The organism is Kitasatospora sp. NPDC059812, assembly GCF_042732075.1.
GTDB lineage: Bacteria > Actinomycetota > Actinomycetes > Streptomycetales > Streptomycetaceae > Kitasatospora.
Genome location: NZ_JBHWIO010000030.1, coordinates 17,779 through 44,249 on the forward strand (window position 1 = coordinate 17,779; position 26,471 = coordinate 44,249).

14 protein-coding genes are annotated in these 26,471 nt (G+C 73.1%); 6 read left to right on the forward strand and 8 right to left on the reverse strand.

The genetic code is table 11. The features are described 5' to 3' along the window. Positions 1-133: 133 nt before the first annotated feature. Positions 134-5,635: a pullulanase-type alpha-1,6-glucosidase gene (gene pulA / locus ACFV6D_RS17270; protein ID WP_380560401.1), complete on the reverse strand. Its 5,502-nt coding sequence runs from the start codon at positions 5,633-5,635 to the stop codon at positions 134-136. A gap of 316 nt (positions 5,636-5,951) precedes the next feature. On the opposite strand from pulA, the gene ACFV6D_RS17275 reads away from it, so the two are divergent. After that, positions 5,952-6,917, forward strand: coding sequence for a phosphatase PAP2 family protein (locus tag ACFV6D_RS17275; RefSeq protein WP_063347341.1), 966 nt, complete (start codon positions 5,952-5,954; stop codon positions 6,915-6,917). Positions 6,918-7,030: 113 nt separating this feature from the next. Here ACFV6D_RS17275 and ACFV6D_RS17280 read toward each other — a convergent pair whose 3' ends face one another. Further along, entirely contained in the window at positions 7,031-10,063 is a 3,033-nt protein-coding gene (locus ACFV6D_RS17280) for a bifunctional [glutamine synthetase] adenylyltransferase/[glutamine synthetase]-adenylyl-L-tyrosine phosphorylase (protein ID WP_063347342.1), read from the reverse strand. A gap of 206 nt (positions 10,064-10,269) precedes the next feature. Between ACFV6D_RS17280 and ACFV6D_RS17285 the strand changes: the two genes are divergently transcribed. Continuing rightward, positions 10,270-11,412 carry an acyltransferase family protein gene (locus ACFV6D_RS17285; RefSeq protein ID WP_380560402.1) on the forward strand — a complete coding sequence of 381 codons (1,143 nt, stop codon included), beginning with the start codon at positions 10,270-10,272 and terminating at the stop codon, positions 11,410-11,412. Here the strand turns inward: ACFV6D_RS17285 and ACFV6D_RS17290 are convergent. Continuing rightward, positions 11,384-12,601, reverse strand: a complete 1,218-nt coding sequence (locus tag ACFV6D_RS17290; protein ID WP_063347344.1) for a hypothetical protein — start codon at positions 12,599-12,601, stop codon at positions 11,384-11,386. The genes ACFV6D_RS17285 and ACFV6D_RS17290 overlap by 29 nt on opposite strands. A gap of 165 nt (positions 12,602-12,766) precedes the next feature. After that, the gene (gene glnA, locus ACFV6D_RS17295) at positions 12,767-14,128 is read right to left on the reverse strand and encodes a type I glutamate--ammonia ligase (protein ID WP_063347345.1); all 1,362 of its coding nucleotides are present in this window, start codon (positions 14,126-14,128) and stop codon (positions 12,767-12,769) included. Between the two features lie 163 nt (positions 14,129-14,291). Here glnA and ACFV6D_RS17300 point away from each other — a divergent pair, with 163 nt between their 5' ends. Beyond that, positions 14,292-16,046, forward strand: a complete 1,755-nt coding sequence (locus tag ACFV6D_RS17300) for an NAD+ synthase (protein WP_063347346.1) — start codon at positions 14,292-14,294, stop codon at positions 16,044-16,046. A gap of 8 nt (positions 16,047-16,054) precedes the next feature. On the opposite strand, the gene ACFV6D_RS17305 is transcribed toward ACFV6D_RS17300, so the two are convergent. The 3 genes from ACFV6D_RS17305 to ACFV6D_RS17315 all read right to left on the reverse strand — a co-directional run bounded on the left by ACFV6D_RS17305 (position 16,055) and on the right by ACFV6D_RS17315 (position 19,815). Further along, complete coding sequence (locus tag ACFV6D_RS17305) at positions 16,055-16,924, reverse strand: endonuclease/exonuclease/phosphatase family protein (protein ID WP_380423754.1); 870 nt, start codon at positions 16,922-16,924, stop codon at positions 16,055-16,057. Between the two features lie 440 nt (positions 16,925-17,364). Then, a complete protein-coding gene (locus ACFV6D_RS17310) occupies positions 17,365-18,015 on the reverse strand; it encodes a TetR/AcrR family transcriptional regulator (RefSeq protein ID WP_063347350.1) in 651 nt (216 codons plus the stop codon). 189 nt (positions 18,016-18,204) lie between these two features. After that, positions 18,205-19,815, reverse strand: coding sequence for an MFS transporter (locus ACFV6D_RS17315; protein WP_063347351.1), 1,611 nt, complete (start codon positions 19,813-19,815; stop codon positions 18,205-18,207). 268 nt (positions 19,816-20,083) lie between these two features. Between ACFV6D_RS17315 and panB the strand changes: the two genes are divergently transcribed. From panB to ACFV6D_RS17330, 3 genes are all read left to right on the forward strand, one after another. Beyond that, positions 20,084-20,953: a 3-methyl-2-oxobutanoate hydroxymethyltransferase gene (gene panB / locus ACFV6D_RS17320; protein ID WP_063347352.1), complete on the forward strand. Its 870-nt coding sequence runs from the start codon at positions 20,084-20,086 to the stop codon at positions 20,951-20,953. A 145-nt stretch (positions 20,954-21,098) separates the two neighbouring features. Continuing rightward, a complete protein-coding gene (locus ACFV6D_RS17325; protein ID WP_063347353.1) occupies positions 21,099-22,121 on the forward strand; it encodes an ATP-binding cassette domain-containing protein in 1,023 nt (340 codons plus the stop codon). After that, on the forward strand, positions 22,118-22,930 hold the full coding sequence (locus ACFV6D_RS17330) for an ABC transporter permease (protein WP_371516742.1): 813 nt from the start codon (positions 22,118-22,120) through the stop codon (positions 22,928-22,930). The genes ACFV6D_RS17325 and ACFV6D_RS17330 overlap by 4 nt, the downstream gene beginning before the upstream one ends. Before the next feature lie 108 nt (positions 22,931-23,038). Here the strand turns inward: ACFV6D_RS17330 and ACFV6D_RS17335 are convergent, their stop codons facing one another. Next, on the reverse strand, positions 23,039-26,425 hold the full coding sequence (locus ACFV6D_RS17335) for a BTAD domain-containing putative transcriptional regulator (RefSeq protein WP_380560403.1): 3,387 nt from the start codon (positions 26,423-26,425) through the stop codon (positions 23,039-23,041). Positions 26,426-26,471 lie beyond the last annotated feature (46 nt).

Below are 26,471 nucleotides of genomic sequence, written 5' to 3' on the forward strand. Positions count from 1 at the left end.
GCCGCCGCGCCCCCCCCCCCCCCGCCCGCCCGCCGCCGCCCCGCCGCCCCCGCCCCCCCCCCGCCACCGCCCCCCCGCCCCGCCCCCCGCGGCCCCCCCCGCCCCCCCCCCCGGGGGTTCCGGAGTTCGTCGATCAGCCCTGGACGAACACCGCCACAGTGCGGCCCGGCACGGTGAAGGTGCCGGTCGCGGCATCGAAGCCGGACTGCTTCACCACCGCGTCCGCGCCGCCCGCCTGGACCGGGTGCAGGGCCTGGCCCGTCCCCTTCAGGGCCGCCACGGTCTGCGCCTGCGCGGTGGGCGTGGCGTTGAACACCACGGTGACGCCCTTCTCGGCGCCCTTCAGCCCGGTGCCGTCCAGGTGCAGGGTGATCACCCCGGGCGTCTCACCGGGCGTGCCGGAGAGCGGGTAGGACAGCCGCTGCTGGACGGCGGCCAGGGTGGGCAGCGAGAACAGCGGCGAGGACTGCTTGATCCGCAGGAACTCCTGGTACTGCGCGGAGGTCGCGCGGATCTCGGCCGCCCCCACGGTCAGCCGCGGGTTCGCCAGCAGGGACTGCGCGGTCGGCCACATCTCCTTGTTGTCGGCCGCCGGCGGCAGGCCCCGGCCCCAGCCGTTGCCCTGCGTCGCGTCCCAGTGGATGGCGTTGAACCAGTCGCCCGAGTCGTAGGAGTTGGCGTCCAGCGACTTGGAGCGCAGCAGGTCGCTGCCGGCCTGGGCGAAGCCCGCGCCCTGGGTGAGCGCGGTGAGCGAGAGCCCGAGCGCCTGCATCCGGGCCCGGTCGGCGGGCGCGGTGCCGGTCGGCAGCTTGTACGCGAGCGCGTCGAACAGGTCGGTGTTGTCGTGGGCGTCCACGTACTCCACCGCCTCGCCCGGCGTGGCCGCGTACCCGGTCGGGGCGCCGTTGTAGTCGACCTGCGCGCCGGTGACGGCCCGGCCCGAGCTGTCGGTGAAGGAGTAGCCGGCCAGGTTGCCGGCCAGTCCGACCTTCAGCTGGTCCATCTGGTGCAGCAGCCGGTCCTTCTGCTCCTGCGGGGTGCCGTTGGCGGGCGAGCCGTTGGGGTCGGTGTACAGGCCCGAGGCGAAGCCCTGCTGCGGGGCGGAGTTCAGCATGAAGTTGCCGCCGCGGGCGGCGTCGCGGAGCCGGTCGTCGAAGGTGGCGATGCCGGTGCCGGCCAGGTTGAGCTGGGTGGCCTGTTCGAACCGGGCGTTGTTCGCGACGACGCCGAAGTTCCAGCCCTCGCCGTAGAGGAAGACGTTCTTCCCGTCGATGCCGTCCGAGGCGGGCGTCATCTTCCGCAGCGCGGCCTGCACGTCCAGCATGGTGGACTTCGGGTCCAGGCCCATCAGGTCGAAGCGGAAGCCGTCGACCTTGTACTCGCGGGCCCAGGTGGTCACCGAGTCGACCACGAGCCGGTTCATCATGGCGTGCTCGGGCGCGGTGTCGGCGCAGCAACTGTCCGCGGTGACCTTGCCGTTGTCGTCCAACCGCTGGTAGTAGCCGGGGACGACCCTGTCCAGCACCGAGTGCTCGGCCTGGCCGCTGGCGGCGGTGTGGTTGTAGACCACGTCCAGCACCACCCGCAGCCCGGCCTCGTGCATCGCCTGCACCATCCGCCGGAATTCGACGGTGCGCGCCGTCCCGTTCGGCTCCGTGGCGTACGACCCCTCCGGCACGGTGTAGTGCAGCGGGTCGTAGCCCCAGTTGTACGCGTCGTCGGCCGCGACGGCCGCCACGCACTCCTGCTGCTTCGGACCGTCCGGGGGCAGGGACTTGAGGTCGCAGGCCGGCAGCTTCTGGTCGGCCCGGTTCTCCCGGATGGTGGCGATGTCGAAGGTCGGCAGCAGGTGGACGGTGGTCACCCCGGCCTGGGCGAGCTCCCGCAGGTGCCGCATGCCGGCCGACTGCGACTCGGTGAACGCCAGATAGGTGCCGCGCTCGGCGGCCGGGACGGTGGTGTCCTCCACCGAGAAGTCCCGGACGTGCAGTTCCTGGATCTGCTGCTGCGCCGGCGGGACGGGCTCGGGGACGTTCTGCTCCTCCCAGCCCGCGGGCTTGAGCTCCTTGGCGGCGAGGTCGGCGACCAGGCTGCGCCTGGAGTCGGTGGACAGCGCGACCGAGTACGGGTCGGTGACGGTGTTGACCACCACCTGCTGGACGGAGGGCGCCCAGACCTTCACCTGGTACAGGTAGTACTTGCCGTCCAACTCGCCCTTGTCGCGGACGACTTCCCAGACGCCGGTCTCGTCGTCCAGCTTCAGCGGCAGCGTCTTCGGGGTGCCGCCGGTCGCACTGTCGAAGACCTGGACGGACACCTCCTGCGCGGTCGGCGCCCACACCGACAGCGCCACCTTGCCGTTGTAGTAGGCCGGGCCGAAGTCCACCCGGCCGGTGCGGCGCGCGTAGAGGTCGTCCAGCACGCCGGGGGTCTGCACGCCGGTGGCGGCCAGCACGGCGCCGCTGGGCAGGTGTTCGGTGAACAGCAGCTGGCTGCGCAGCGCGGCCGGGACGCGGGCGGTGTCCCGGGCGTCCACGGTGAAGGCCCGGTAGCCCGCCAGGTGCGGGAACGCGGCCTTCTGCGCGGCGGTCAGGCCGCCCTGGGCGGCGTTGAGCCGGATCCACCGGCCGGGCTTGGTCAGCACGCCCTTGTCGGCGCGGATGCCGCCCTCGGGGTCGTACACCAGCTGGGCGCTGGTGCCGCCGGCCAGGGCCGCGTCGCCCGCGCCGTAGGCCGCCGGGACGACGACGGTCCTGGCGTCGATCCACTGGGCCTTGGCGGTGCCGAGGTCCACCTGCGCGGAGGCGGCGGCGTTCTGCGGCAGCAGGTGGCCCTCGCGGCCGCCGAGCAGCCACACCTCGCGGCCGTCGACGGCGAGGTCCAGGGACTGGTCGGTGGGCAGGTCCTTGTCGTTGCCCTTGTGCAGGATGTAGCTGAGGCTGGTCGCGCCGGGGGCCAGCGGCACCTCGAAGACGGCGCCGAAGGCGTCGCGGCGCACCGGCATCAGCGGCTTGCCCCAGTCGGTGGGGGTGGCGGCGCCGGTCCAGTCGTGCAGGCCCCAGCCGTCGTAGTCGCCGTCGGCCCGGTTGTAGTGGAGGACGGCGGTGTTGGCGGGCGGAGTGTTCGCCGGGCCCGGGTCGGCGGTGCGCACGGCCGGGTCGCCCTGCCGGAGCCAGACCTCGCCGGTGGCGCCGACGTCGACGTGTCGGTCGGCGTCGACGTCCTTGACGCCGTTCTTCTCGACGACGAACCCGACGTCCGAGGCGCCGGGCTTGAGCTTCACGTAGGCGAAGGCGCCGTACGCGTCCCGGCCGGTGAAGGCGTGCCCGGCGGGCCACGGGGTGGCCTCGCCGTCGGCGAGGTCGCCCCAGGCGTAGAGGTTCCAGCCGTCGTAGTCGCCGTCCGGCCGGTTGTAGTGCACGACGGCGTACGGGCGGGCGGCGGCGGTGGGCACCGGCTTGGGCGCGGGGGCGCCGGTGGTGAAGCTCGCGGTGGCGGAGCGCAGTCGGCCGCTGGAGTCCTGGACGACGGCCTTGTAGCGGACGACCGTGCCGGGGGCGGTGGCGCCCAGGTCCTGGGTGACCAGGTTCTTCCCGGTGTCGGCGGTGCCCAGGGTCTGCCAGGGCCCGGTGCCGATCTGGGCGGCGAAGGTGACGCGGTTGAAGCCGCCGCCGGTCGTGGCGCCGACGGTGACGGTGCCGCTCGAACCGTCGGCCGGCGGCTGCACGGAGAGCTGCGGCGCCGCCGTGGTGGGGGCGAGCCCGGCGCCCGCCTTGAACACCACCGAGGAGAGCGCCGGCACGGTCACGGTGACCTTGCGGTCGGCGCCGGAGGTCGCCTTCCCGCCCGTTGCCGGGTAGATCCGGTCGAAGCCCATCCCGGCGGAGAAGGTGTCCAGGGTGACGGTCTTCGCCTCGGCGGCGTTGTTGACCGCCACCAGGTACTCGGTCCGCTGCCCGGCGTCGATCCGGGAGAAGGCGTACACGCCCGCGCCGTCGGCGGCGTAGCGCTCGATCTGGGCGCCGTCGGCGAGCGCCGGGTTGTCGCGGCGCAGCTTGGCCAGCGCGGCGACGTCCTGGTAGAGCGCGCCGCCCTGCCCGTACCGGTCGGCCGGGCCGGAGGGGCCGCCGAGCACCCGGTCACTGTTGTAGGAGGGCGTCTTGGAGGCGAACATGTCCTGTCGGGCGTCCTGGTCGCCGCCCGCGCCGGTGAAGCCCTGTTCGTCGCCGTAGTAGACGACGGGCTGGCCGCGGGTGAGGAACTGGAGCTCGGTGCCGAGCCGGTCCTTCTTCAGCAGGGTGGCCTCGTCGGCGCCCGGGTTGTCGGCGAGCAGGAAGGAGCCGAACCGGCCCATGTCGTGGTTGCCGAGGAAGGTCGGCAGCTCGTACGCGTCGGTGTCGGCGGTGGTGTAGCGGTAGTCCTGGCCGTAGACGTCGGCGAGGTTCTTCGCCGAGCCGCCCTGGGAGACGTAGCCGCGGGCGGCGCCCTGGAACGGGAAGTCCAGGGTGGCCTGGAGCTTGCCCTTGGTGACGTACGGCGAGGTGATCGCCGGGTCGCCGGAGTAGACCTCGCCGAACATGAAGAACTTCTTGTTGCCCTGCTTGGCGGCGAAGTCCTTGAGCGCGGGCGCCCACTGCTGCCAGAACGCCATGTTGACGTGCTTGACGGTGTCGATCCGGAAGCCGTCCACGCCGGCGTCCTTGACCCACTGCTGGTAGACCTTCTCGAAGCCCTTCACCACCCGGGGGTTCTGGGTGTCCAGGTCGTCCAGGCCGCTGAAGTCGCCCTCGGTGGCGGACTCGCCGACGAAGGTCGAGTCACCGCGGTTGTGGTAGAGCGCGGGGTCGTTGAGCCAGGACGGGGTCTTGGCCGTGGCGTCGGCGGGCTTGCGGAAGACCGGGGTGTAGGGGAAGGAGTCCTTGGTGAGCCGCGGCCAGGGCGCGCCCGCGTCGGCGATCGCGGTCTCGTCGACGGGGTTGCCGTCGGCGTCGAGGGTCGGGTAGGCGCCGACGGAGCGGTAGCCGTGCTGCTGCTCGGCGTCGTCGATGACGTCGGCGGTGTGGTTGGTGATGACGTCGAAGAAGACCTTGATGCCGCGGGCGTGGGCCTTGGCTATCAGGTCCTTGAGCTGGTCGTTGGTGCCGAAGTGCGGGTCGACCTGGGTGAAGTCGGTGATCCAGTAGCCGTGGTAGCCGGCCGAGGCCTGGTCGCCGCTGCCCTGGACCGGCTTGTTCTTGAAGATCGGCGCCATCCAGATCGCGGTGGTGCCGAGGTTCTGGATGTAGTCGAGCCGCTGGATCAGGCCGGCCAGGTCGCCGCCGTGGTAGAAGCCCTTGTCGGCCGGGTCGAAGCCGTGGTCCAGCCGGCCGCCGGTGATGCCCCCCGTGTCGTTGGCGGGGTCGCCGTTGGCGAAGCGGTCGGGCAGGACGAAGTAGAACTGCTCGCGGCTGAGGTCGTGCCGCCCGGCGGTGGCCGCCAGGGCGGCGTCCGAGGGCGGGGGCGGCGGGGCGGCGGCGAGGGCCGCGGGGGCGCTGCCGAGGGTGGCTGCGGTCAGCGCGGCGGCCAGCAGGACGGCCGTACGGCCGGGTCTGCGTCGGGGGGTGCTCCGCCGGGGGCGGAGCCGGACATCGGCCACTGAGGGTCTCCCTTAGGGGAAGGGGTGAGCGAGTTCCCTGGAAGCTAGCGGCCTGCAATATGTTTCAGCAAGATGCAGAAACGGTTTCTTTCCGGGAAACTCCAGGCCAGGACCGTTGCCGCCACCCCGATTACGCCCTTGGAGCGGTCGGCGTAACAATGGGACGCATGCCTGTCCCACCGGTAAGCACCAGACCCGACCTCACCCCCTACCCCGGTGGGAGCCTCCCCCTAGCCCTCAAGGGGGACAGCCGGTGAAGAATCCACTGCCAGGGGATGATCGGACGGCGACGGGACGTCTGGCAGACTTCTCGTCCATGGGGGAACCGACCAAGATCCAACACGGCCGCGCACAGCGGGCCGAAGCGGCGCTCGGTGACGGTTCCGGAGCACGGCCGGCCTCCTCGGGACGCCTGCCCGACGGAGCCGCCCGCGCCACCCAGTCCCGTATCGCCGCACTGCGCGGCCGCATCCGCGACCAACGGCGCTCACCGGCCCGGCCGAAGATCTGGTTCGAACTGGCCCTGATCGGGATCAGCTACTGGATCTACTCGATCATCCGCAACGCCGTCCCGGAACAGGCCTCGATAGCCCAGAAGCACACCCGCTGGATCTGGGACCTGGAGCAGTCGCTGGGCATCGCCGTCGAGCGTTCGATCAACCACGCCGTCGACAGCGTCGGGTGGCTCATCACCGGGATGAACTACTACTACGCGACCCTGCACTTCATCGTGACCATCGGCGTGCTGGTCTGGCTCTACCGCCGCCACCCCGGCCGCTACGTCGCCGCCCGCACCGTGCTGTTCGCCACCACCGCGATCGCCCTGATCGGCTTCTACTTCTTCCCGCTGGCCCCGCCCCGGCTGATGACCGACGGCGGCTTCATCGACACCGTGAAGGTCCACGGCACCTGGGGCTCGATGGCCTCCGGGCCCGCCGCGCACGTGTCCAACCAGTACGCGGCGATGCCCTCGATGCACATCGGCTGGTCGATGTGGTGCGGGCTGGCCATCTTCTACCTGGCCCGCCGGACGTGGGTCCGGGTGCTCGGCCTGCTCTACCCGCTGGCCACCCTGACGGTGATCGTCTCGACCGCCAACCACTTCTGGATGGACGCCGTCGGCGGTGAGCTCTGCCTCGCCCTGGGCTTCCTCACCGCCCGCTGGATGTACCGCTCCTGGGTCTACAAACTGCCCCAGGTGCCCGCCCGGGAGACGGCGGAGGAGCCGATCACCGTCCCCGAGCAGTGGAGCGAACCCGCGGTGAGCAGCGCCCGCCGGTAGAGCTGCCGGACCTGGACGAACCGAAGGGGCCCCACCCGGGGCCCCTTTCGCGTGCCCGAGCCTCGGCCGCGGGCCTCGACGCCGGTCTCAGCCCCCGGCCTCAGCCGCCGGTCTCAGCCGCCGTAGAACAGCCGCTCCACCACCGCCCGGGCCCGCCGGGTGGTCCGCCGGTAGTCGTCCACCAGCTCGCCGCTGTGCCCGGCGCCGTACCCGAGGTAGCGGGCCACCCCGGCCAGCTCCCGGGCCTCCCCGGGGAAGCTGTCGCCGGGCCGGCCGCGCACCAGCATCACCGCCGAGCGCACCCGGGAGGCCAGCACCCAGGCCGCGTCCAGCACCTGCGCGTCCGACCGCCCGACCAGCCCGGCCCCGGCGGCGGCCGCCAGCGCGGCCCTGGTCCGGGTGGTGCGCAGGGCCGGCAGCTCGTGCCCGTGCTGGAGCTGGAACAGTTGCACCGTCCACTCCACGTCGGCCAGCCCGCCGCGGCCGATCTTGGTATGCGTGGTCGGGTCGGCGCCGCGCGGCAGCCGCTCGGCCTCGATCCGCGCCTTGATCCGGCGGATCTCCACCAGGTCCCGCTCCGGCACCCCGACGCCCGGGTAGCGCAGCGGGTCGATCAGCTGCCGGAACCGCGCACCCAGCTCCTCGTCCCCGGCCACCGGCTCGGCGCGCAGCAGCGCCTGGCTCTCCCAGGCGTGCGACCAGCGCCGGTAGTACGCCGCGTACGAGGCGAGGGTGCGCACCAGCGGGCCGCTGCGCCCCTCCGGCCGCAGGTCGGCGTCGACCAGCAGCGGCGGCTCGGTGGACGGCGCGCCGAGCAGGGTCCGCAGCTCGTTGCAGACCGCCTGGGCGGCCCGGGCGGCGTCCTGCTCCAGCGAGCCGAGCAGCGGCTCGTGGACGAAGAGCACGTCGGCGTCCGAGCCGTAGCCCAGCTCGTGGCCGCCGAACCGGCCCATCGCGATCACCGCGATCCGGGTCGGCAGGTCGCCGTGCTCGGCCTCCCAGCCGGCCGTGCAGGCGCGCAGCGCGCCCTGGAGGGTGGCGGCGTTCAGCGCGGTCAGCGCCTCCCCCGCGGTGTCCAGCGCCTCGGCCGGGTCCTCGCCGAGGCGGCCGAGGACGTCCGCGGCGGCGGTGCGGAACAGCTCCCGGCGGCGCACCGAGCGGGCGGCGGCGACGGCTGCGGCGGTGGATCCGGCCCGGCCGACGGCGGCCAGTATCTCCTGCTCCAGGGCGGCCCGGCCGCGCGGCGCCAGGCCCTGCGGGTCGCCCAGCATGGCGACCGCCTCGGGGGCGCGGAGCAGCAGGTCGGGGGCGAGCCGGCCGGCCGACAGCACGCGGGCCAGCTGCTCGGCGGCGGCGCTCTCGTCGCGCAGCAGCCGCAGGTACCAGGGGGTGCGGCCGAGCGCGTCGGAGACCTGGCGGAAGTTGAGCAGCCCGGCGTCCGGATCGGCCGAGTCGGCGAACCAGCCGAGCAGCACCGGCAGCAGGGTGCGCTGGATCGCGGCCTTGCGGCTCACCCCGGAGGCGAGCGCGCTGAGGTGGCGCAGCGCGGCGGCCGGGTCTGCGTAGCCCAGCGCCTCCAGCCGGGCCCGGGCCGCGTCCGGGGTCAACCCGGCCGCGCCCGGCGGCAGTTCGGCGACGGCGTCGAGCAGTGGCCGGTAGAACAGCTTCTCGTGCAGCCGCCGGACCTCCACCGCGTGCCGCTTCCACTCGCGCTGCAGCGCGGCCACCGGGTCGGAGCGGGTGTCGTCGTTGATCAGCGCGGCCAGCGAGCGGGCCAGCCGGCGCAGGTCCTCCGCGCCGGTGGGCATCAGGTGGGTGCGGCGCAGCCGGTAGAGCTGGATCCGGTGCTCCAGGGAGCGCAGGAAGCGGTAGGCGGTGTCCAGCGAGACGGCGTCCGCCCGGCCGACGTACCCGCCGCGGGAGAGCGCGGCCAGCGCCTCCAGGGTGTTGCCGCTGCGCAGCGCCGGATCGGTGCGGCCGTGCACCAGTTGGAGCAGTTGGACGGAGAACTCGACGTCGCGCAGCCCGCCGGGGCCGAGCTTGAGCTGGCGGTCCAGTTCGGTGGCGGGGATCGAGTCGATGACCCGGCGGCGCATCTGCTGCACGTCGGTGACGAAGTTGTCCCGGGCGGCGGCCTGCCAGACCATCGGGGCCAGCGCCTCCAGGTAGGCGGCGCCGAGTTCGGCGTCCCCGGCGACCGGGCGGGCCTTGAGCAGCGCCTGGAACTCCCAGGTCTTGGCCCAGCGCTGGTAGTAGGCGAGGTGGCTGGCCAGGGTGCGCACCAGCGGGCCGTTGCGGCCCTCGGGGCGCAGGTTGGCGTCCACCGGCCAGATGGTGCCCTCGCCGGTGGTGTCCGCGCAGAGCCGGGTGAGGGCGGCGGCGAGCCGGGTGGCGGCCTTGACGGCCTCGTGCTCGTCCACGCCCTCGCGCGGCTCGGCGACGAAGATGACGTCCACGTCGGAGACGTAGTTGAGTTCGCGGCCGCCGCACTTGCCCATGCCGATCACGGCGAGCCGGCAGGCCCGGGCGGCGTCCTGGTCCTGCTCGGCGGCGAGGTCCAGGGCGGTCTGCAGGGTGGCGCCGGCCAGGTCGGCGAGTTCGGCGGCGGTCTGCGCGAGGTCGGTGGTGCCGGTGAGGTCGCGGGCGGCGATGGCGAGCAGGCAGCGGCGGTAGGCGACGCGCAGCGCGTCCGCCGGGCTGCGGCCGCCCTCCCGGCCGCGCCGGACGCCCTCGGCGAGCGCGCGGCGGAAGTCCTCCGGGCCGGGGTGCATGTCGCGCAGCTCGAAGGTGACCAGCATGTGCCAGTCGTGCGGGTGCCGGGCCAGGTGGTCGGCGAGCGCGGTGGAGACGCCGAGCACGCCGAGCAGCCGGTCGCGCAGCGGCTTGGAGGTGGTGAGGGTGTCGCGCAGGGTGTGCCGTTCGGCCTGGTCGGCGGCCTCCAGCAGCCGGGCCAGGCCGAGCAGGGCGAGGTCGGGGTCGGCGGTGGCGCCGAGCGCGTCCAGCAGCACGGGGTCGTCGGCCAGGCCTTCCAGGCCGGGGCCCGCCAGCAGCCGCACCGCCTGCGCCGGGTCGGTGAACCCGCGCCTGACCAGCCTGATCTCCGGCCTGCTGACCCGGCTCCCGGCCCGCTGTTCGTCCACCGCCATGGCCCCTCCATCCGTCCGCCCCAGCAGGTTACGCGCCCTGACGGCCCGGCGCCGGACACGACCGCCGGACGGCCCGCCGCCGCGCGCCGCGCCGTCCGTCCGTGACCTCGGGCCCGCCGCGCTCGTTCTCCCCGCGCCGACCGTGCCACCCCGTCCCACCCCGTCCCACCCCGTCCCACCCCGTCCCGTCCCGTTCCGGAGCGCCGATGCCCAGCCGCCTGCCCTCGCTCACCGGGCTGCGCTTCTGGGCGGCCCTGCTGGTGGTGCTCTACCACCTGTCCCGCAAGGTCGGCGGGCTGCCGGTGCTCGACCCGCTCGCCTGGTACGGGCGTTCGGGGGTGACGTTCTTCTTCGTCCTGTCCGGTTTCGTCCTGGCCTGGACGTACGGCGGCTCGCCCGTCCCCGCCGGGGCGTTCGCCCGCCGCCGGTTCGCCCGGATCTGGCCGCTGCACGTGCTGAGCACCGTGCTGTCGCTGGGCGCGGACGCCGCGATCGGCACGGCGCTGCCGGTGGCGGCCGCGCTCTGGTCGCTGCTGCTGGTGCATCCGTGGGCGCAGGCGACGGTGTACGGCGGCAATCCGGCGTCCTGGTCGCTGGGCGCCGAGGCCTGGTTCTACCTGCTGTTCCCGCTGCTGCTGCGGTTGCTGGCGCCGCGCCGCCGGGCCTGGCTGCCGGTGGCGGCGGTGTGCGCGGCGCTCGGCCCGGCGCTGTGGGCGGCGGGCCCGCTGCTGCCGGCCGATCCGACGGTGCGCGGCTGGCTGCTGGACTACCTGCCGCTGGCCCGTACCCCGCAGTTCGTGCTCGGGGTGGCGGTCGGGCTGGCGGTGCGGCACGGGATGGTCCCCCGGGTGCAGCTCGGCGCGGCGGCCGCGGCGGTGGCGGGCTGGCACCTGCTGCTGGCGCCCTGGCACGCGGCCGTCCCGGACGCGCTGTGGTGGGGCCCGTACAGCGCCTCCCAGCTGGTGCCGGCGGCGCTGTTCGCGGCGCTGCTGGTGGCGGCGGCCCAGCGGGACGCGGCCGGTGCGGTGCCCCGGCCGCCAGGAGGACAGGGTCCGGTCGGACGGGGTCTGGCCGGGCGGACGGCGGTGCGGCTCGGCGAGTGGTCCTACGCCTGGTACCTGGTGCACGAGATCGGCATCCGCTGCTGGCTCGCCGAGTTGGGCCGCCCGGCGCCCGGGGCGGCGGCGCTCGGGGTCTGGCTGCTGCTGGCCGGGGGGTCGCTGGCGGTGGCGGCGGGCCTGTACCGCTGGGTGGAGCGGCCGTGCGAGCGGCTGCTGCGCGGCTCGCCGCGCCGGCCCGGCGGGAACGCGGCGGCGCCGGTCAGGCGTCGGTGGAGCCGTCCAGGTTGACGTAGGCGTAGAAGACGCCGATGTCGTAGCCGTCCTTCTGGGTGTTGAAGGTGGCGGTGAGGTCGGTGTCCCCGTTGCGCAGGTACGGCGAGATGTCCCAGCGGTTGGAGTCGTAGCCGAAGTTGTTGCGGTTGTACGGGTTGCGGACGAACTGGTCCTCCGGGGTCAACTCCTCGATGGTGGAGTTGAAGGCGTCGTTCGGCGCGTGGTTGATGTCGGAGAACAGCGTCTCGGGCCCGTTGGTGGACTTGACCGACAGGGTGTCGCCGGTCCACTTGAGGTCGCCGTCGTAGACCACCCAGCCGAGCTTGCCGTGGAGCTGACCGCTCTGCGGCGTCTGCAGCCCCGCGAGCTTGATCTGCCGCGTCGGGCTGTCCGGCAGCTCGACCTGGAAGCCGTCCCACAGGTGGATGTGCCGCATCGGCTTGCAGTCGTTCTCGTACGCGACGACGATCGTCCAGCCGCCCCAGCTGTGCGGCTTCACCACCGAGTCCATGTTGGCGACGGTGTAGGTGCCGTTGCCGGCGTTCCTGACCAGGTCGGTGATGTCGGCGGAGGCCTGGTAGCTGCTCTCCACGTCGGTGGTGATGTAGCCGATGGACGGCTGGTCGTTGGCGATGTCCCGGTACTGCTTCTCGCCCGGGACCTTGAGGTACACCTCGTCGATCTGGTTCTCCGGCAGCACGGTGTCGCCGATGCCGCGGGTGCCGCCCCAGTACAGCCGGGCGTACTTGACCTTGGAGCCGTCGATCAGGCCGAGGTCGGCGGAGCTGGCGGAGTAGATCGGGTCACCGAGCGGGCCGATGGAGCCCGGGTCGATGTTGATGTACTTCATCTCGTACTTGTTGTTGATCGGCATGCTGCCGAGGCCCTTGCGGGCGTCCTCGCAGGGCGGCTGCTCCGGGTCGAGGGGTGCCTTGGTCTCGTCACAGGTCATCAGCGAGTTGCTGATCCTGGTGACGGAGCCGTGGAAGTCGCCCTGGAAGCGGGTGGTGAACGGCAGCGGGTTCTCGGAGATGGTCTCGGCGCGCGGGTGCGGGTTCGACGAGCCGGAGCCGGAGCCACGGGCGTCGGCGATCGGGGTGGCCAGCAGCTGGCTCGCGACGGCGGCGAGGGCGGCGCCCGCGACGACGGTCCGGCGGGCGAGCAGACGGGCCGCGGCGGCGCGGCTGACAGCGGAGGAGGGCATGGGATCCTCTCGGGACGGAACGGACGAGCACGCCCATCGGACCACAACCGTCCGTCACAGGATCTTCACATACCGCCATTGGGGAAACGATCCACCCGAGCGGACGGCCCGCTGTCATCCGATCGAACGACAGCGGGCCCGAAGGTGTTTGAGCCGCTCAGGCGCTCAGAGCACCTGGAGGTTCTTGCGCAGCTCGAACGGTGTCACCTCGGAGCGGTACTCCTCCCACTCCTGCCGCTTGTTGCGCAGGAAGAAGTCGAAGACGTGCTCGCCGAGGGTCTCGGCGACGAGCTCGCTGCGCTGCATCAGGTCGATCGCCTCGCCGAGGTTCTGCGGCATCGGCTGGATCCCGAGGGCGCGGCGCTCGGAGTCGGTCAGCGCCCAGACGTCGTCGTCGGCGCCCGGCGGGAGCTCGTAGCCCTCCTCGATGCCCTTGAGGCCGGCCGCGAGGGTGACGGCGTAGGCGAGGTACGGGTTGCAGCCGGTGTCCAGGGAGCGGACCTCGATCCGGGTGGAGCCCTGCTTGCCGGGCTTGTACATCGGCACCCGGATCAGCGCCGAGCGGTTGTTGTGGCCCCAGCAGATGTAGGACGGGGCCTCGCCGCCGGCCCCGGCGGTGCGCTGGGAGCCGCCCCAGATCCGCTTGTAGGAGTTCACCCACTGGTTGGTGACGGCGGCGGTCTCGGCGGCGTGCTTGAGCAGACCGGCGATGAAGGAGCGGCCGACCTTGGAGAGCTGGTACTCGGCACCGGTCTCGTGGAAGGCGTTGCGGTCGCCCTCGAACAGCGACAGGTGGGTGTGCATGCCCGAGCCGGGGTGGTCGGAGAACGGCTTGGGCATGAAGCTGGCGTGCACGCCCTGCTCCAGCGCGACCTCCTTCATGACCAGACGGAAGGTCATGATGTTGTCGGCGGTGGACAGCGCGTCGGCGTAGCGCAGGTCGATCTCCTGCTGGCCGGGGGCGCCCTCGTGGTGGGAGAACTCCACCGAGATGCCCATCGACTCCAGCATGGTGATGGCCTGTCGACGGAAGTCGTGGCCGACCCCGCGCGGGGTGTGGTCGAAGTAGCCGGACTGGTCGGCGGGGATCGGCGGGGTGCCGTCGCCGGGCAGGTTCTTCAGCAGGAAGAACTCGATCTCGGGGTGGGTGTAGAAGGTGAAGCCCTGGGCGGAGGCCTTCTCCAGGGTGCGCTTGAGCACGAACCGGGGGTCGGCGTAGGACGGCGAGCCGTCGGGCATCAGGATGTCGCAGAACATCCGGGCGGTGCCGGGGGTCTCCGAGCGCCACGGCAGGATCTGGAAGGTGGTCGGGTCCGGCTTGGCGATCATGTCGGACTCGTAGACCCGGGCGAAGCCCTCGATCGCCGAGCCGTCGAAGCCGATGCCCTCCTCGAAGGCCTGCTCCAGTTCGGCCGGAGCCACCGCGACCGACTTCAGGAACCCGAGCACGTCGGTGAACCACAGCCGGACGAACCGGATGTCACGCTCCTCAAGCGTCCGAAGCACGAACTGCTGCTGCTTGCCCATGGGGACAGTCTCACCTCTGCTCTTTACGCTCGTGTTACGCCCGGAAGACCCCCGGACGCGGCTGCCCCCATCATGGCCGATCACCGCGCGGGACGGCAGTCCGGACCCTGGTCCGACCCCCCGGACAGCACATTGCGTCAGTTCGACGATTACACTCGGGGGCATGCCCAATCTCCGTCTCGCCCTGAGCCAGATCGACCCCTGGGTCGGTGACATCGCCCGCAACAGCGATGAGGTGGTGCGCTGGACCAGGCAGGCCGTGGAGGCCGGCGCCCAGCTGGTCGCCTTCCCCGAGATGGCCCTGACCGGCTACCCCGTCGAGGACCTCGCCCTGCGCAGTTCCTTCGTCGAGGCGTCCCGGGGCGCGCTGGTCGAGCTGGCCGGGCGGCTGGCCGCCGACGGGCTGGGCGAGGTGCCGGTGGTGGTCGGCTACCTCGGACGCTCCGAGCACGCCTCGCCGAGGTTCGGCCGCCCGGCCGGCTCCCCGCAGAACTGCGCCGCCGTGCTGCACCGGGGCGAGGTGGTGACCCGCTTCGCCAAGCACCACCTGCCCAACTACGGAGTGTTCGACGAGTACCGCTGGTTCGTCCCGGGCGAGCAGCTGCCGGTGCTGCGGCTGCACGGAGTGGACGTCGCGCTGGCCATCTGCGAGGACATCTGGCAGGACGGCGGCCGGGTCACCGCGGCCCGCGAGGCCGGGGCCGGGCTGCTGCTGGTGGTCAACGGCTCGCCGTACGAGCGGAACAAGGACGACCAGCGGCTGGAGCTGGTCCGGCGCCGGGCCGCCGAGGCGGGCTGCCCGCTGGCCTACGTCAACATGGTCGGCGGCCAGGACGAGCTGGTCTTCGACGGCGACTCGATCGTGGTCGGCGCGGACGGCGAGGTGCTGGCCCGCTCCCCGCAGTTCGAGGAGCACCTGCTGGTGCTGGACCTCGACCTGCCGGCCGCCGGCGACGACCACACCGACGGCCTGCTGCTGAGCGACGGGCTGCACCTCGTCCGCACCGACCTGGGCGGCGAGCCGCAGGCCGCGCCCGCGGACACCCCGGCCCCCGAGGTGGCGCCGCGGCTGTCCGACGAGGCGGAGATCTGGGCCGCGCTGGTCTCCGGCACCCGGGCGTACGTCACCAAGAACGGCTTCCGTTCGGTGCTGATCGGCCTCTCCGGCGGCATCGACTCGGCGCTGGTGGCCGCCATCGCGGTGGACGCGATCGGCGCCGAGAACGTGTACTGCGTCTCGATGCCCAGCCGCTACTCCTCGCAGCACTCCCGGGACGACGCGGCCGAGCTGGCCCGCCGGACCGGGCTGCACTACCGCACCGTCTCCATCGCCCCGATGTTCGACGCCTACCTGGGCGCGACCGAGCTGACCGGCCTGGCCGAGGAGAACCTGCAGTCCCGGCTGCGCGGCACCCTGCTGATGGCGATCTCCAACCAGGAGGGGCACATCGTGCTCGCGCCCGGCAACAAGAGCGAGCTGGCCGTCGGCTACTCGACCCTGTACGGCGACTCGGTGGGCGCGTTCGGGCCGATCAAGGACGTCTACAAGTCGCTGGTCTTCCGGCTGGCCCACTGGCGCAACGAGGAGGCCGGGCGGCGCGGCGAGGTGCCGCCGATCCCGGAGAACACCATCTCCAAGCCGCCGTCCGCCGAGCTGCGGCCGGACCAGAAGGACAGCGACTCACTGCCCGACTACGACCTGCTGGACAGCGTGCTGGCCCGCTACATCGAGGGCGACGAGGGGCGGGACGCGATCGTCGCGGCCGGCTTCGACCCGGCCGTGGTGGACCGGGTGGTCCGGCTGGTCGACACGGCCGAGTACAAGCGGCGGCAGTACCCGCCGGGCCCCAAGATCTCGGTCAAGAACTTCGGCCGGGACCGCCGCCTGCCGATCACCAACCGCTGGCGGCGGGGCTGAGCCAGGACCTAGCCGAACCGGTAGGTGGCGGCCACCGCGAGGTGGTCGCTGCCGTCCCGGGGCAGGGTGCGGGAGTCGACCGGCGCGAGGCCGCCCTTGCTCATGATCTGGTCGATCCGGGCCATCGGGAAGGACGCCGGCCAGCTGAAGCCGAAGCCGTCCCCGGCGGCGCCCTGGGCCGAGCGCATCTGCGAGGTGACCGGCGCCAGGCTGCGGTCGTTCATGGTGCCGTTGAGGTCGCCGAGCAGCAGGACCTTCTTCACCGGCTCGGCCTGGATCGCGTCGCCGAGCGCCTGCGCGCTGACGTCCCGCTGGTCGACGGTGAAGCCGCCCTCGGCCTTCAGCCGCACCGACGGCAGGTGCGCGACGTACACCGCGACCGGGCCCTGCGGGGTGGCGACCTGGGCCCGGAACGCCCTGGTCCAGCCCATCTTGAGGTCCACCGGCGAGACTCCGCTGATCGGGTACTTCGACCAGAGGCCGACCGTCCCTTCCACCTCGTGGTACGGGTACGCCTCGGCGAGCCCGCTCTCGTAGTCGCGCAGCGGCTTGCCGGCCAGTTCCTGGAGGGCGACGATCTGGGCGCCGGAGGCCACCAGGCCGCGGACGGTGCCCGGCACGTCGGGGTTGGCGGCGGCGACGTTGTGGCTGACCACCGTCCAGTCGCCGGTGCCGCCGCTCTTGTCGCTGAGCAGGCCGCCGAACAGGTTGAGCCAGATCGCGACGGGCAGCAGCAGCGCGATCAGCGCGGTGGCGGAGCGGCGCAGCAGCGCGGGGGCCAGCAGCACCGGGACGGCCAGGCCGATCCAGGGCAGGAAGGTCTCCAGCAGGCTGCCGAGGTTGCCGGCGCTGTTGGGGACGTCGGCGTGGAGGGCCATCAGCAGGGCGGCGAGCACGGCCAGCACCGCGACGACCAGGCCGCGCCGCCAGGTGGTGGCGCCACGGCCGTCCCGGCCCCAGTACCGCAGGCCCAGGAATCCTCCGGGACGGCCCGCGGGGGCCGGGGCGCCCGCCTCGCCCCAGGGGCCGGCCGTGCTCCGGTCGGTCCTGTCCGCCTGCGTCATCCGTGGCTCCCGTTGTTCGTGCCGTCGCCGGTCCGGTGTCCGGCCCGTGCGGTACGGGCGGGTGCCGGACTGGTGCCGGTTTGATCGGATACCCGGCTCAGCCTATGCCGGGACAGACGCGGGGCCGTCGGAGCGGGTTCCGGCGTGGCCCGGTTTGGTGAGCCAGGCCACGCCGGGCGCGGGTCGGACACAGGTCGGTGCAGGTCGCTGCGGGCACGGGACCGGGGCGCGGGGTCCGGGGCGCGGGAGCGCGTTCAGCCGCGGGAGCCGGAGGCCGCGTGCGGCGCCAGGCCTTCGAGCAGCGAGTCGACCATCCGGCGGGCCAGGTCCGGGTCCTCCAGGTCGGAGTCGTCCCAGAGGATGCTGCGGTACAGGATCGGGCCCATCAGCATGTCGCCGAGGAGCTCGACGTCGAGGTCGGTCCGCAGCACGCCCTCGTCCATGGCGCGGCGGATCAGGGCGAGCCCCGCCTCCCTGCGGGGCTTGATCACCCGGTCGCGGTACGCGCTGTACAGGTCGGGCAGGCTCTGCATCTGGCCGAGGGCGGCCTTGAGCACCCAGCGGGAGCGCTTGGCGAGGCCGCGCCGGCGCATGTAGTCGATCATCTCGATCAGGTGGTCCCGGGCGGTGCCGTCGGTCGGCGCGGGCATCGGGACTTCCAGCCGGCTGACCACGTCGACCAGCAGGGCCTCCTTGTTGGGCCAGCGCCGGTAGATGGTGGCCTTGCCGACGCCGGCCGCGGCGGCGATGCCCTCGATGGTGAGCTCGGACAGCGCGGTGCCGCCGGCCATCAGGTCCTCGACGGCGGCGAAGATGGCCTGCTCGGCGGCCTCGCTGCGCGGGCGGCCGCGGCGTACGGCGGCGCAGGGCTGTCCGGCCCCGGCGGCCGGGGTGTCCGTCTTCATCCCCGCTGTACTCCCTCGCTGTCCGCGTGGCGCACGGGCGCCGTTCCGTTTCCGATGATGGTCCGTGGACCGGGTTCCGATGGTGGTCCGTGGACCGGGCCGGGTGGCGGCCGCCGTCCTGGACCTCGGCCCTGCCGCCCGGGGGTCCACCCGGGTGACAGGGCCATTGTCGCTCAGCGCGATCGCGGGTCAGGCGTCCGCGGCCACGGCCTTGCGGCTCTGGTCGGGCTGCTCGGCGGCCTTCCCGGCCGGGCCGCCGGGGGCGGCCGACCGGCGCGGCAGCAGGAACCAGGCGATCAGCGCGCCGACCACCGTGATGCCCGCGGAGAGCGAGGCCACCACGTGCATGGCGCTGACGAAGGCGTCGTCGGCCGGGCCGATCAGCGCGGCGCCCTTGGGGCCCATCCGCTCGGCGATGGCCAGGGTGGCCTCCAGCGACTCGCCGGCCTTGCCGCGCAGGTCGTCGGGCAGCTGGTTGAGCGTGTCGGCCATGCCGTCGCGGTAGACGGTGGAGAGCACCGCGCCGAGCACGGCGACGCCGAGCGAGCCGCCGACCTGGCGGAAGGTATTGTTGACGGCCGAGCCCGCGCCGGCCTTCTCGCGGGGCAGCGAGGCCATGATCGCGACGGTGACCGGCGGCATGACGTGCGCCATTCCGGTGCCCATCAGCAGGCCGAGCACGATCAGCACCCAGATCGGCGTGTCGACGCCCAGCAGGGTGTAGCCGACGAAGCCGACCGCGATCAGCAGCATGCCGACGGCGGCGGTGGCGGCGACGCCGAAGCGGTCGACCACCAGCCGGGCCCGCGGCGCGAACAGCAGTTGGGCGACGGCCAGCGGCAGCATCAGCAGGCCGGCCTGGAGCGCGCTGTAGCCGCGCACGCTCTGGATGTAGAAGACGCCGAAGAAGGAGACGCCCATCAGCGCGAAGAAGACCACGCCGACGACCACGACGGAGGCGCTGAACACCTTGTTGCGGAACCAGGTGACGTCCAGCGCGGGGAAGCGGGTGCGGCGCTCGAACCAGACGAAGGCGGCCAGCGCCAGCACGCCGATCAGCGTCGGCACCCAGGCCTCGGCGGCGGTGAAGTCGGCCAGCTCGCCGCCCTTGATGATGCCGTAGATCAGCGCGACCAGGCCGATGATCGACAGCAGCACGCCTATCGGGTCGAGCTTGCCGGGGTTCGGGTCCTTGGACTCGGGCACCAGGACGACCATCGCGATCACCGCGACGATCACGATCGGGACGTTGACCAGGAAGACCGAGCCCCACCAGAAGTGCTCGATCAGCAGGCCGCCGGTGATCGGGCCGATGGCGATGGCCAGGCCGACCGCGCCGGCCCAGATGCCGATCGCCTTGGGCTGCTCGGAGCGCTCGAACACGTTCATGATGATGGCCAGCGTCGCGGGCATCGCGAGCGCGGCGCCGACGCCCATCAGGGCGCGGTAGCCGACGAGTTCACCGGGCGAGGCGGCCAGCGCGGAGAGCAGCGAGGCGATGCCGAAGACCACCATGCCGCCGAGCAGCGCGCGCTTGCGGCCGAAGCGGTCGCCGAGCAGGCCGGAGGTGAAGAGCAGCCCGGCGAACACCAGGGTGTAGGAGTTGATCGACCACTCCAGGTCGCTCTGGCTGGCGCCGAGGCCGACCGGCGCGGGGGTCGCGATGGTCTTCATCGCGACGTTGAGGATCGAGTTGTCGAGGACGACGACGAGCAGGGCGAGCACCAGGGTGCAGAGGATCGCCCAGCGGCGGCGGTGGATGGCTTCCGGCACGCGGGGTGGCGCGGCTGCGGTGGTCATTGGTCTTCCCGTCCGTGGTGGTGTGGCACTGGCGGGCAATTCCGAGCCATGGTCGTCTCGTAACCCCCCGGCACCAGGGTAGCGGCCATTTCGATACGAGACGAATCCGTTTCGTAAAAACGCGGCAAAGCCCGCCGGCCGGTGTGCCACAGATCGCACCCGCGCGCCTGCACGCCCCTTTGCGCGCACGCCGGGGCGTGCAAGCATGGAGGTGATCCGGGGACGCCGTACGGCGCCACGAGACGACAACCCTTCAGGAGTCCGTTCGATGAACGCTTCTTCGCCTTCGCCTGCCCAGAACCAGGCGGCGACCGCCACCCTCTACGGCGGGGTCACCAACCGCCGCATCACCGTCCGCGACCTCGCCACCGCCAAACAGCGCGGCGAGAAGTGGTCGATGCTGACCGCCTACGACGCCCTCACCGCCGGGGTGTTCGACGAGGCCGGCATCCCCGTCCTGCTGGTCGGCGACTCCGCCGGCAACTGCCACCTCGGCTACGAGACCACCGTGCCGGTGACCATGGATCAGATGGTGATGCTCTCCGCCGCCGTCGTCCGCGGCACCAAGCGCGCGATGATCGTCGCCGACCTGCCGTTCGGCTCCTACCAGGAGTCCCCCGCGCAGGCCATGCGCAACGCGGCCCGGCTGATGAAGGAGGCCGGGGTCGGCGCGGTCAAGCTGGAGGGCGGGGAGCGCAGCGCCCGCTCGATCGAGCTGCTGGTCGAGGCCGGCGTCCCGGTGATGGCGCACATCGGCCTCACCCCGCAGTCCGTACACGCCTTCGGCGGCTACCCCGTCCAGGGCCGCGGCGACGAGGCGGCGCACCAGCTGCTGCGCGACGCCAAGGCCGTCCAGCAGTCGGGCGCCTTCGCGGTCGTGCTGGAGGCGGTGCCGGCCGAGCTGGCCGCCCAGGTCACCGAGCAGCTGACCATCCCGACCGTCGGCATCGGCGGCGGGCCCGACACCGACGCCCAGGTCCTGGTCTGGACCGACATGGCCGGCATGACGGCGGGCCGGGTGCCCAAGTTCGTCAAGCAGTACGCCGACCTGCGGACCGTCCTCGGCGACGCCGCCCGCGCGTTCGCCGAGGACGTCCGCGGCGGCGCCTTCCCGGCGGCGGAGCACAGCTTCCACTGACGGCCCCCGACGGCCCCGCTCCCCCGCCCGGGGAGCGGGGCCGCTGCCGTGCCCGCTCCCCCGGTGACAGCGGTCTGACAGCGCAGCGCCTGGCCCGCCCCCCTCATGACAGCCCGCTGACAGCCGGGCCGGACAGCCTGGGGGCATGACACGAATCGCCACCGCCCCGAACGACCGGGGGACCGCCGCGGGCAACGCCGTCGAAGTCCGCGGCATCGTCAAGCACTACGGCACCACCAAGGCCCTCGACGGGGTCGACCTCACCGTCCGCGAGGGCACCGTGCTCGGCGTGCTCGGCCCCAACGGCGCCGGCAAGACCACCCTGGTCCGGGTCCTCTCCACCCTGATCAAGCCCGACGCCGGCACCGCGTTCGTCGGCGGCTACGACGTCCTGCGCCAGCCCAAGCAGCTGCGCCGCACCATCGGCCTCACCGGTCAGTACGCCTCCGTCGACGAACTCCTCTCCGGGTACGAGAACCTCTACCTGATCGGCCGGCTGCTCGACCTCCCCCGCCGCGAGGCCAAGGCCCGGGCCACCGAACTGCTGGAGCGCTTCTCACTCACCGAGGCCGCCAAACGAACCGCCAAGACCTACTCCGGCGGTATGCGCCGCCGCCTCGACCTGGCCGCCAGCATGATCGGCCGCCCCAAGGTGCTCTACCTGGACGAACCCACCACCGGCCTCGACCCGCGCACCCGCAACGAGGTCTGGGACGAGGTCCAGCGGATGGTCGCCGAGGGCAGCACCGTGCTGCTCACCACCCAGTACATGGAGGAGGCGGAGCAGCTCGCCGACGAGCTGACCGTCATCGACCGCGGCCGGGTGATCGCCAACGGCGGCGTGGCCGAGCTCAAGGCCAAGGTCGGCGGCCAGACCCTCCAGATCCGCGCCGCCCACCCGGCCGAGCTGCCCGAGATGGCCCGCTGCCTGCACGACCGCGGCATCACCAGCGCCACCGTCTCCACCGACACCGGCCTGCTCGCCGTGCCGATCACCGACGACGAGCAGCTGACCACCGTCATCGGGGTGCTCGGCGGCCGCGGCTTCGCGATAGCCGGCATCGACACCAAGGTGCCCAGCCTCGACGAGGTCTTCCTCGCCATCACCGGCAAGCCCGCCGACACCGCGGACGCCGTCCCCAGCCTCGCCAAGGAGCCCGTCGCATGACCACCGCCACCATCGCCCCCGCCCGGGTGGAGGACTCCCGGATCGGCCTGTCCGGCACCTTCCGCCACGTCGGCGCGCTGACCCGCCGCAACCTGATGCGGATCAAGGCCGACCCGGAGTCGATGTTCGACGCCGTGCTGATGCCGGTCATCTTCACGGTGCTGTTCGTCTACGTCTTCGGCGGCGCCGTCTCCGGCAACCAGGACTCCTACAAGCAGTACATGATCCCCGGCCTGCTCGGGCAGACCGGCCTCACCCTCGCGATGGCCGTCGGCACCGGCCTGAACAGCGACTTCCAGACCGGCGTGATGGACCGCTTCCGGACCCTGCCGATCGGCCGGGCCTCCGTCCTGCTCTCCAAGATGGCCGCCGAGACCTGCCGGGCGCTGCTCTCCTTCGTGATCCTGATCGGCTTCGCGATGTGCATCGGCTTCGAGGTGAAGACCGGTCCGCTGGAGGTCGTGGCCGCGGTCGGCCTGTCGCTGGTGTTCGGCATGTCGATCGTCTGGGTCTCGATGCTGCTGGGCATGGCACTGCGCAGCGCCCAGGCCGTCCAGGGCGTGGCCATGCTGGTCCTGATGCCGATGCAGTTCGGCAGCTCGATCTTCGCGCCGACCGACACCATGCCGGGCTGGCTCCAGGCCTTCACCAAGGTCAACCCGCTGTCGGCGCTCGCCGACGCCTCCCGCTCCCTGCTCAACGGCCAGGGGCCGCTGGCCCACCCGGTGATGGTCGTGCTGATCTGGTCGGTGGCCACCACCGCGATCTTCGCGCCGCTCGCCGTCGCCCGCTTCCGCAAGCGGACCTGAGAACGGCCGCCGGCCCTCCGCGGGGGAGGGCCGGGGGGCGACCGGCCGGCACCAGGGGACGGGGCCGGCCGACGGAACGGCTGACCGGTGACCAGGGACGGACGCCGGTCAGCCGATCCACTCGTACATCCGCTCCCGGACCTGTTCCGGGGTCAGGCCCTCGCCGGCGGTGTGGGCGGCCTCGAACGCGGCGTCGCCCAGCAGGGCCCGCAGGGAGGCCGCCGCCCGGCCGCGCTCGACGCGGTCCAGGTAGCCGCCCTTCGGGCCGTTCAGCATGTGGTGCGCCCCGTGCAGCACGGTGGCCTGCCGGGCCCGCTCCAGGTCGCCGTCGCGCTCGGCGAAGGAACGCAGCACCCCCACCACCGCGGGCACCACCATGACCGTCATCTGCTCGCCGAAGCCGCTTGTGCTCGCCGTCTGACGGAGCAGCGTCCGCCCCTCGCGCAGTGCCGCGAGCCCCTCGTCCGGCCGGCCTGCCCGGGCGGTGATCCAGCCCCGGGTGGTGGTCAGCATCCCGGTCACGATCCCCGGGGCGAAGCTGCCGACGCTGGTCGCCTCCATCCGGTCCAGCTCGGCCAGCGCCTGCTCGTGCTCGCCGCGCAGCATGTGGACGCCGCAGAGCGTGAGGCCGCCGAACAGCAGCGCGCCGGTGGAGGAGTGGTCCGCGCTGTGGGAGTCCAGCCCGGCCAGCGCCTCCCGGATGATCCGCTCGCCGTGTTCCATGTCCTGCTCCAGCAGGGCGGAGCCGAGGTTCACCCGCAGCATCGGCACCTCGTGCGGTGTCCCCAGCTCCTCGGCCAGCTCGATCGCCCGCTCGTACGCTGCGGCGGCGGCCGCCGGATCGCCCCGGTTGGCCAGCGACTCGCCCTGGGCCGCCAGCGCCTGGGAGACCCCCCAGAGGTTGCCGGCCCGCTCGTACAGCTCCAGGGAGCGCGCGCCGTCCAGGATTCCCTGGTCGGCCCCGCCCGGCCAGTCGTTCAGCATCTTGGCCCGGAGCTGCAGGATGAACGCGAGGTCGTTCGGCCCGCCGTGCTCCTCGCAGCCGCGGACGGCGTCGTCCAGCAGGCTCTTCATCAGCTCCAGCCGGCCGGCCAGGAACGCCCCGAACACCCGTATCAGGCCCGGGAACCGGTAGGCCTGCGGCAGCTCCGGGGTGTAGACGTCCAGCAGCTGCTCCGCGACGGCGATCGCCACCGGGTTGCCGAGCACGTCCAGGTTCCCCTCGAACATGCCCATCAGCCGGTACATCGCGAGCAGTCGGCGGGCCTCCTCGACGACCCCTTCGGGCATCGGCAGGCCGTAGGAGAGCACGTCCCGCTCCAGCGGTACGGGCGGCTGCGGGCCGAACGGATCCGGCCCGAGCGCCGCGACGGCGTCGTACCAGCCGCGGGCCTCCATGCTGTAGCCGCGCAGCGACCAGTACCAGCTCATGCCGAGGGTGAGGACCAGCGACTGCTCCTCGTCCCCGAGGTCGATGGCGCGCCTCAGCGCGGCCCGGACGTTGTCCAGCTCGCGCTCCAGCACCGTCAGCCAGTGCAGCTGCTGGGGGCCGTGCATGTTCAGGAAGGCGGTGGCGACGACGCTCCGGAAGTGCGCCAGGTGGCGGGCCCCGGTCGCGTCGCGCTCCTCCTCGGACTCGGCGAGGCGCTCGGTCGCGTACTCGTGGATGGTCTCCAGCATCCGGTAGCGCGGCAGGCTGCCGTCGTCCAGGTCGGCGACCAGCAGGGACTTGTCGACCAGCGACAGCAGCAGGTCGGCGACCTCCCCGCCGACCACCTCGGTGCCGTCGGCGCAGATCGCCTCGGCGTCCTCCAGCTGCCAGCCGCCGGCGAACACCGAGAGCCGGCGCAGCACCGCCCGTTCGCGCTTGCCCAGCAGGTCCCAGCTCCAGTCGACCACCGCGCGCAGGGTCTGCTGGCGCGGCAGCAGGGTGCGGCTGCCCGCGGTGAGCAGGGCGAACCGGCCGTCCAGGCGGTCGGCGATCTGGCGCGCCGTCATCACCCGCAGCCGGGCGGCGGCGAGTTCGATGGCCAGCGGCAGGCCGTCCAGGCGGCGGCAGATCTCGGCGCAGGCCGCCGGGTCGGTGTCCGGGTCGAAGCCGGGGCGGGCGGCGGTGGCGCGCTCGGTGAGCAGGCGCAGCGCCACCGGGTCGGGCAGCGGCTCGACCGGCAGCACGGTCTCGCCGGGCACGCCGAGCGGCTCCCGGCTGGTGGCGAGCACGGTCAGTTCGGGGCACTCGGCGAGCAGGACGTCGGCGAGGTCGGCGGCGGCCTGGATCAGGTGCTCGCAGTTATCCAGGACGAGCAGCATCCGGCGGTGGCCGCAGTGCTCGACCAGCCGGCGCACCGGGTCCTCGGCGCGCTTCTCGATCACCTCGGCGACCATGCCGCCGCTGTGCAGCACGATCTCGCGCAGGCCGAGCGCGGAGACCACGGCGGCGGGCACCGCGTCCGGGCTCTCCAGCGGGGCGAGTTCGGCCACCCAGACGCCGTCCGGCCAGTGCCCGGCGGACTGCTCGGCGCGGCCTGCCTCGATCGAGAGCCTGGTCTTGCCGGAGCCGCCGGGGCCAGTCAGGGTGATCAGCCGACTGTTCGTCAACGTTCCGCGCAGCGCGGCGAGATCGCCCTCGCGGCCGACGAAGCTGGTCAGCCGGCCGCGCAGGTTGCCGCCGACGCGCGGGGGCTGGAGCGCCCCGGACCGTTCGGCGGCCGGCGGGGCCGGTATGGGCTCCGGCGCGGGCACGGTCGCGGGCGCGGTCGGCGCGGGGGCCGGTTCGACCTCGGCCGGGGTCAGCAACGTGGCGTACAGGGCCTGGAGTTGGCGCCCCGGGTCGACGCCGAGCTCCTCGGCGAGGGCGCGCCTGGTCCGCTCGTAGTGGCGCAGCGCCTCGGCGGTGCGGCCGCTCTCGTGCAGCGCCCGGATCATCAGCTGCTGCAACGGCTCGTCCAGCGGCTGCCGTTCGCAGAGCTCGGTGAGTTCGGCGACCAGTTCGGCGGCCCGGCCGAGCCCGAGCTCGGCGGTGATCCGGTGGCGGCGGGCCTCCTCGCGCTGGGTCTCCAGCCGGGCGGCCGGGCCGCTGCGGTCCGGCAGGTCGGCCAGGGCGGGGCCGCGCCACAGCGCCAGGGCGGCGCGCAGCCGGTCGGCGGCGAGCGCGTGGTCCCCGGTGTCGAGGGCGCGGCGGCCTTCGGCGCCGAGCCGCTGGAACTCGGCGAGGTCGGTGGCCGGGTCGGTCAGCCAGTACCCGGCCGGGCCGGAGCCGATCTCGTCCCGGCCGACGGTCCGGCGCAGCCGGCCGACCAGGGTCTGGAGCGCGGCGGAGGAGTCCTGGGGCGGCTCGGCCTCCCACACCTCGTCCACCAGCAGGTCGGCGGGCACCGGGCGGCCCTGCCGGAGGGCGAGCGCGGTGAGCAGTGCCCGCAGCCGGGCGCCGCCTAGCGGCACCGGGGTGCCGTCGTCGTGGTGAGCCGTCGTGGTCCCGAGGATGCCGTAGTACACCGGTCCATTCTGGTCGATGGGCGGCGCTCGGGGCGCACAATTGTCC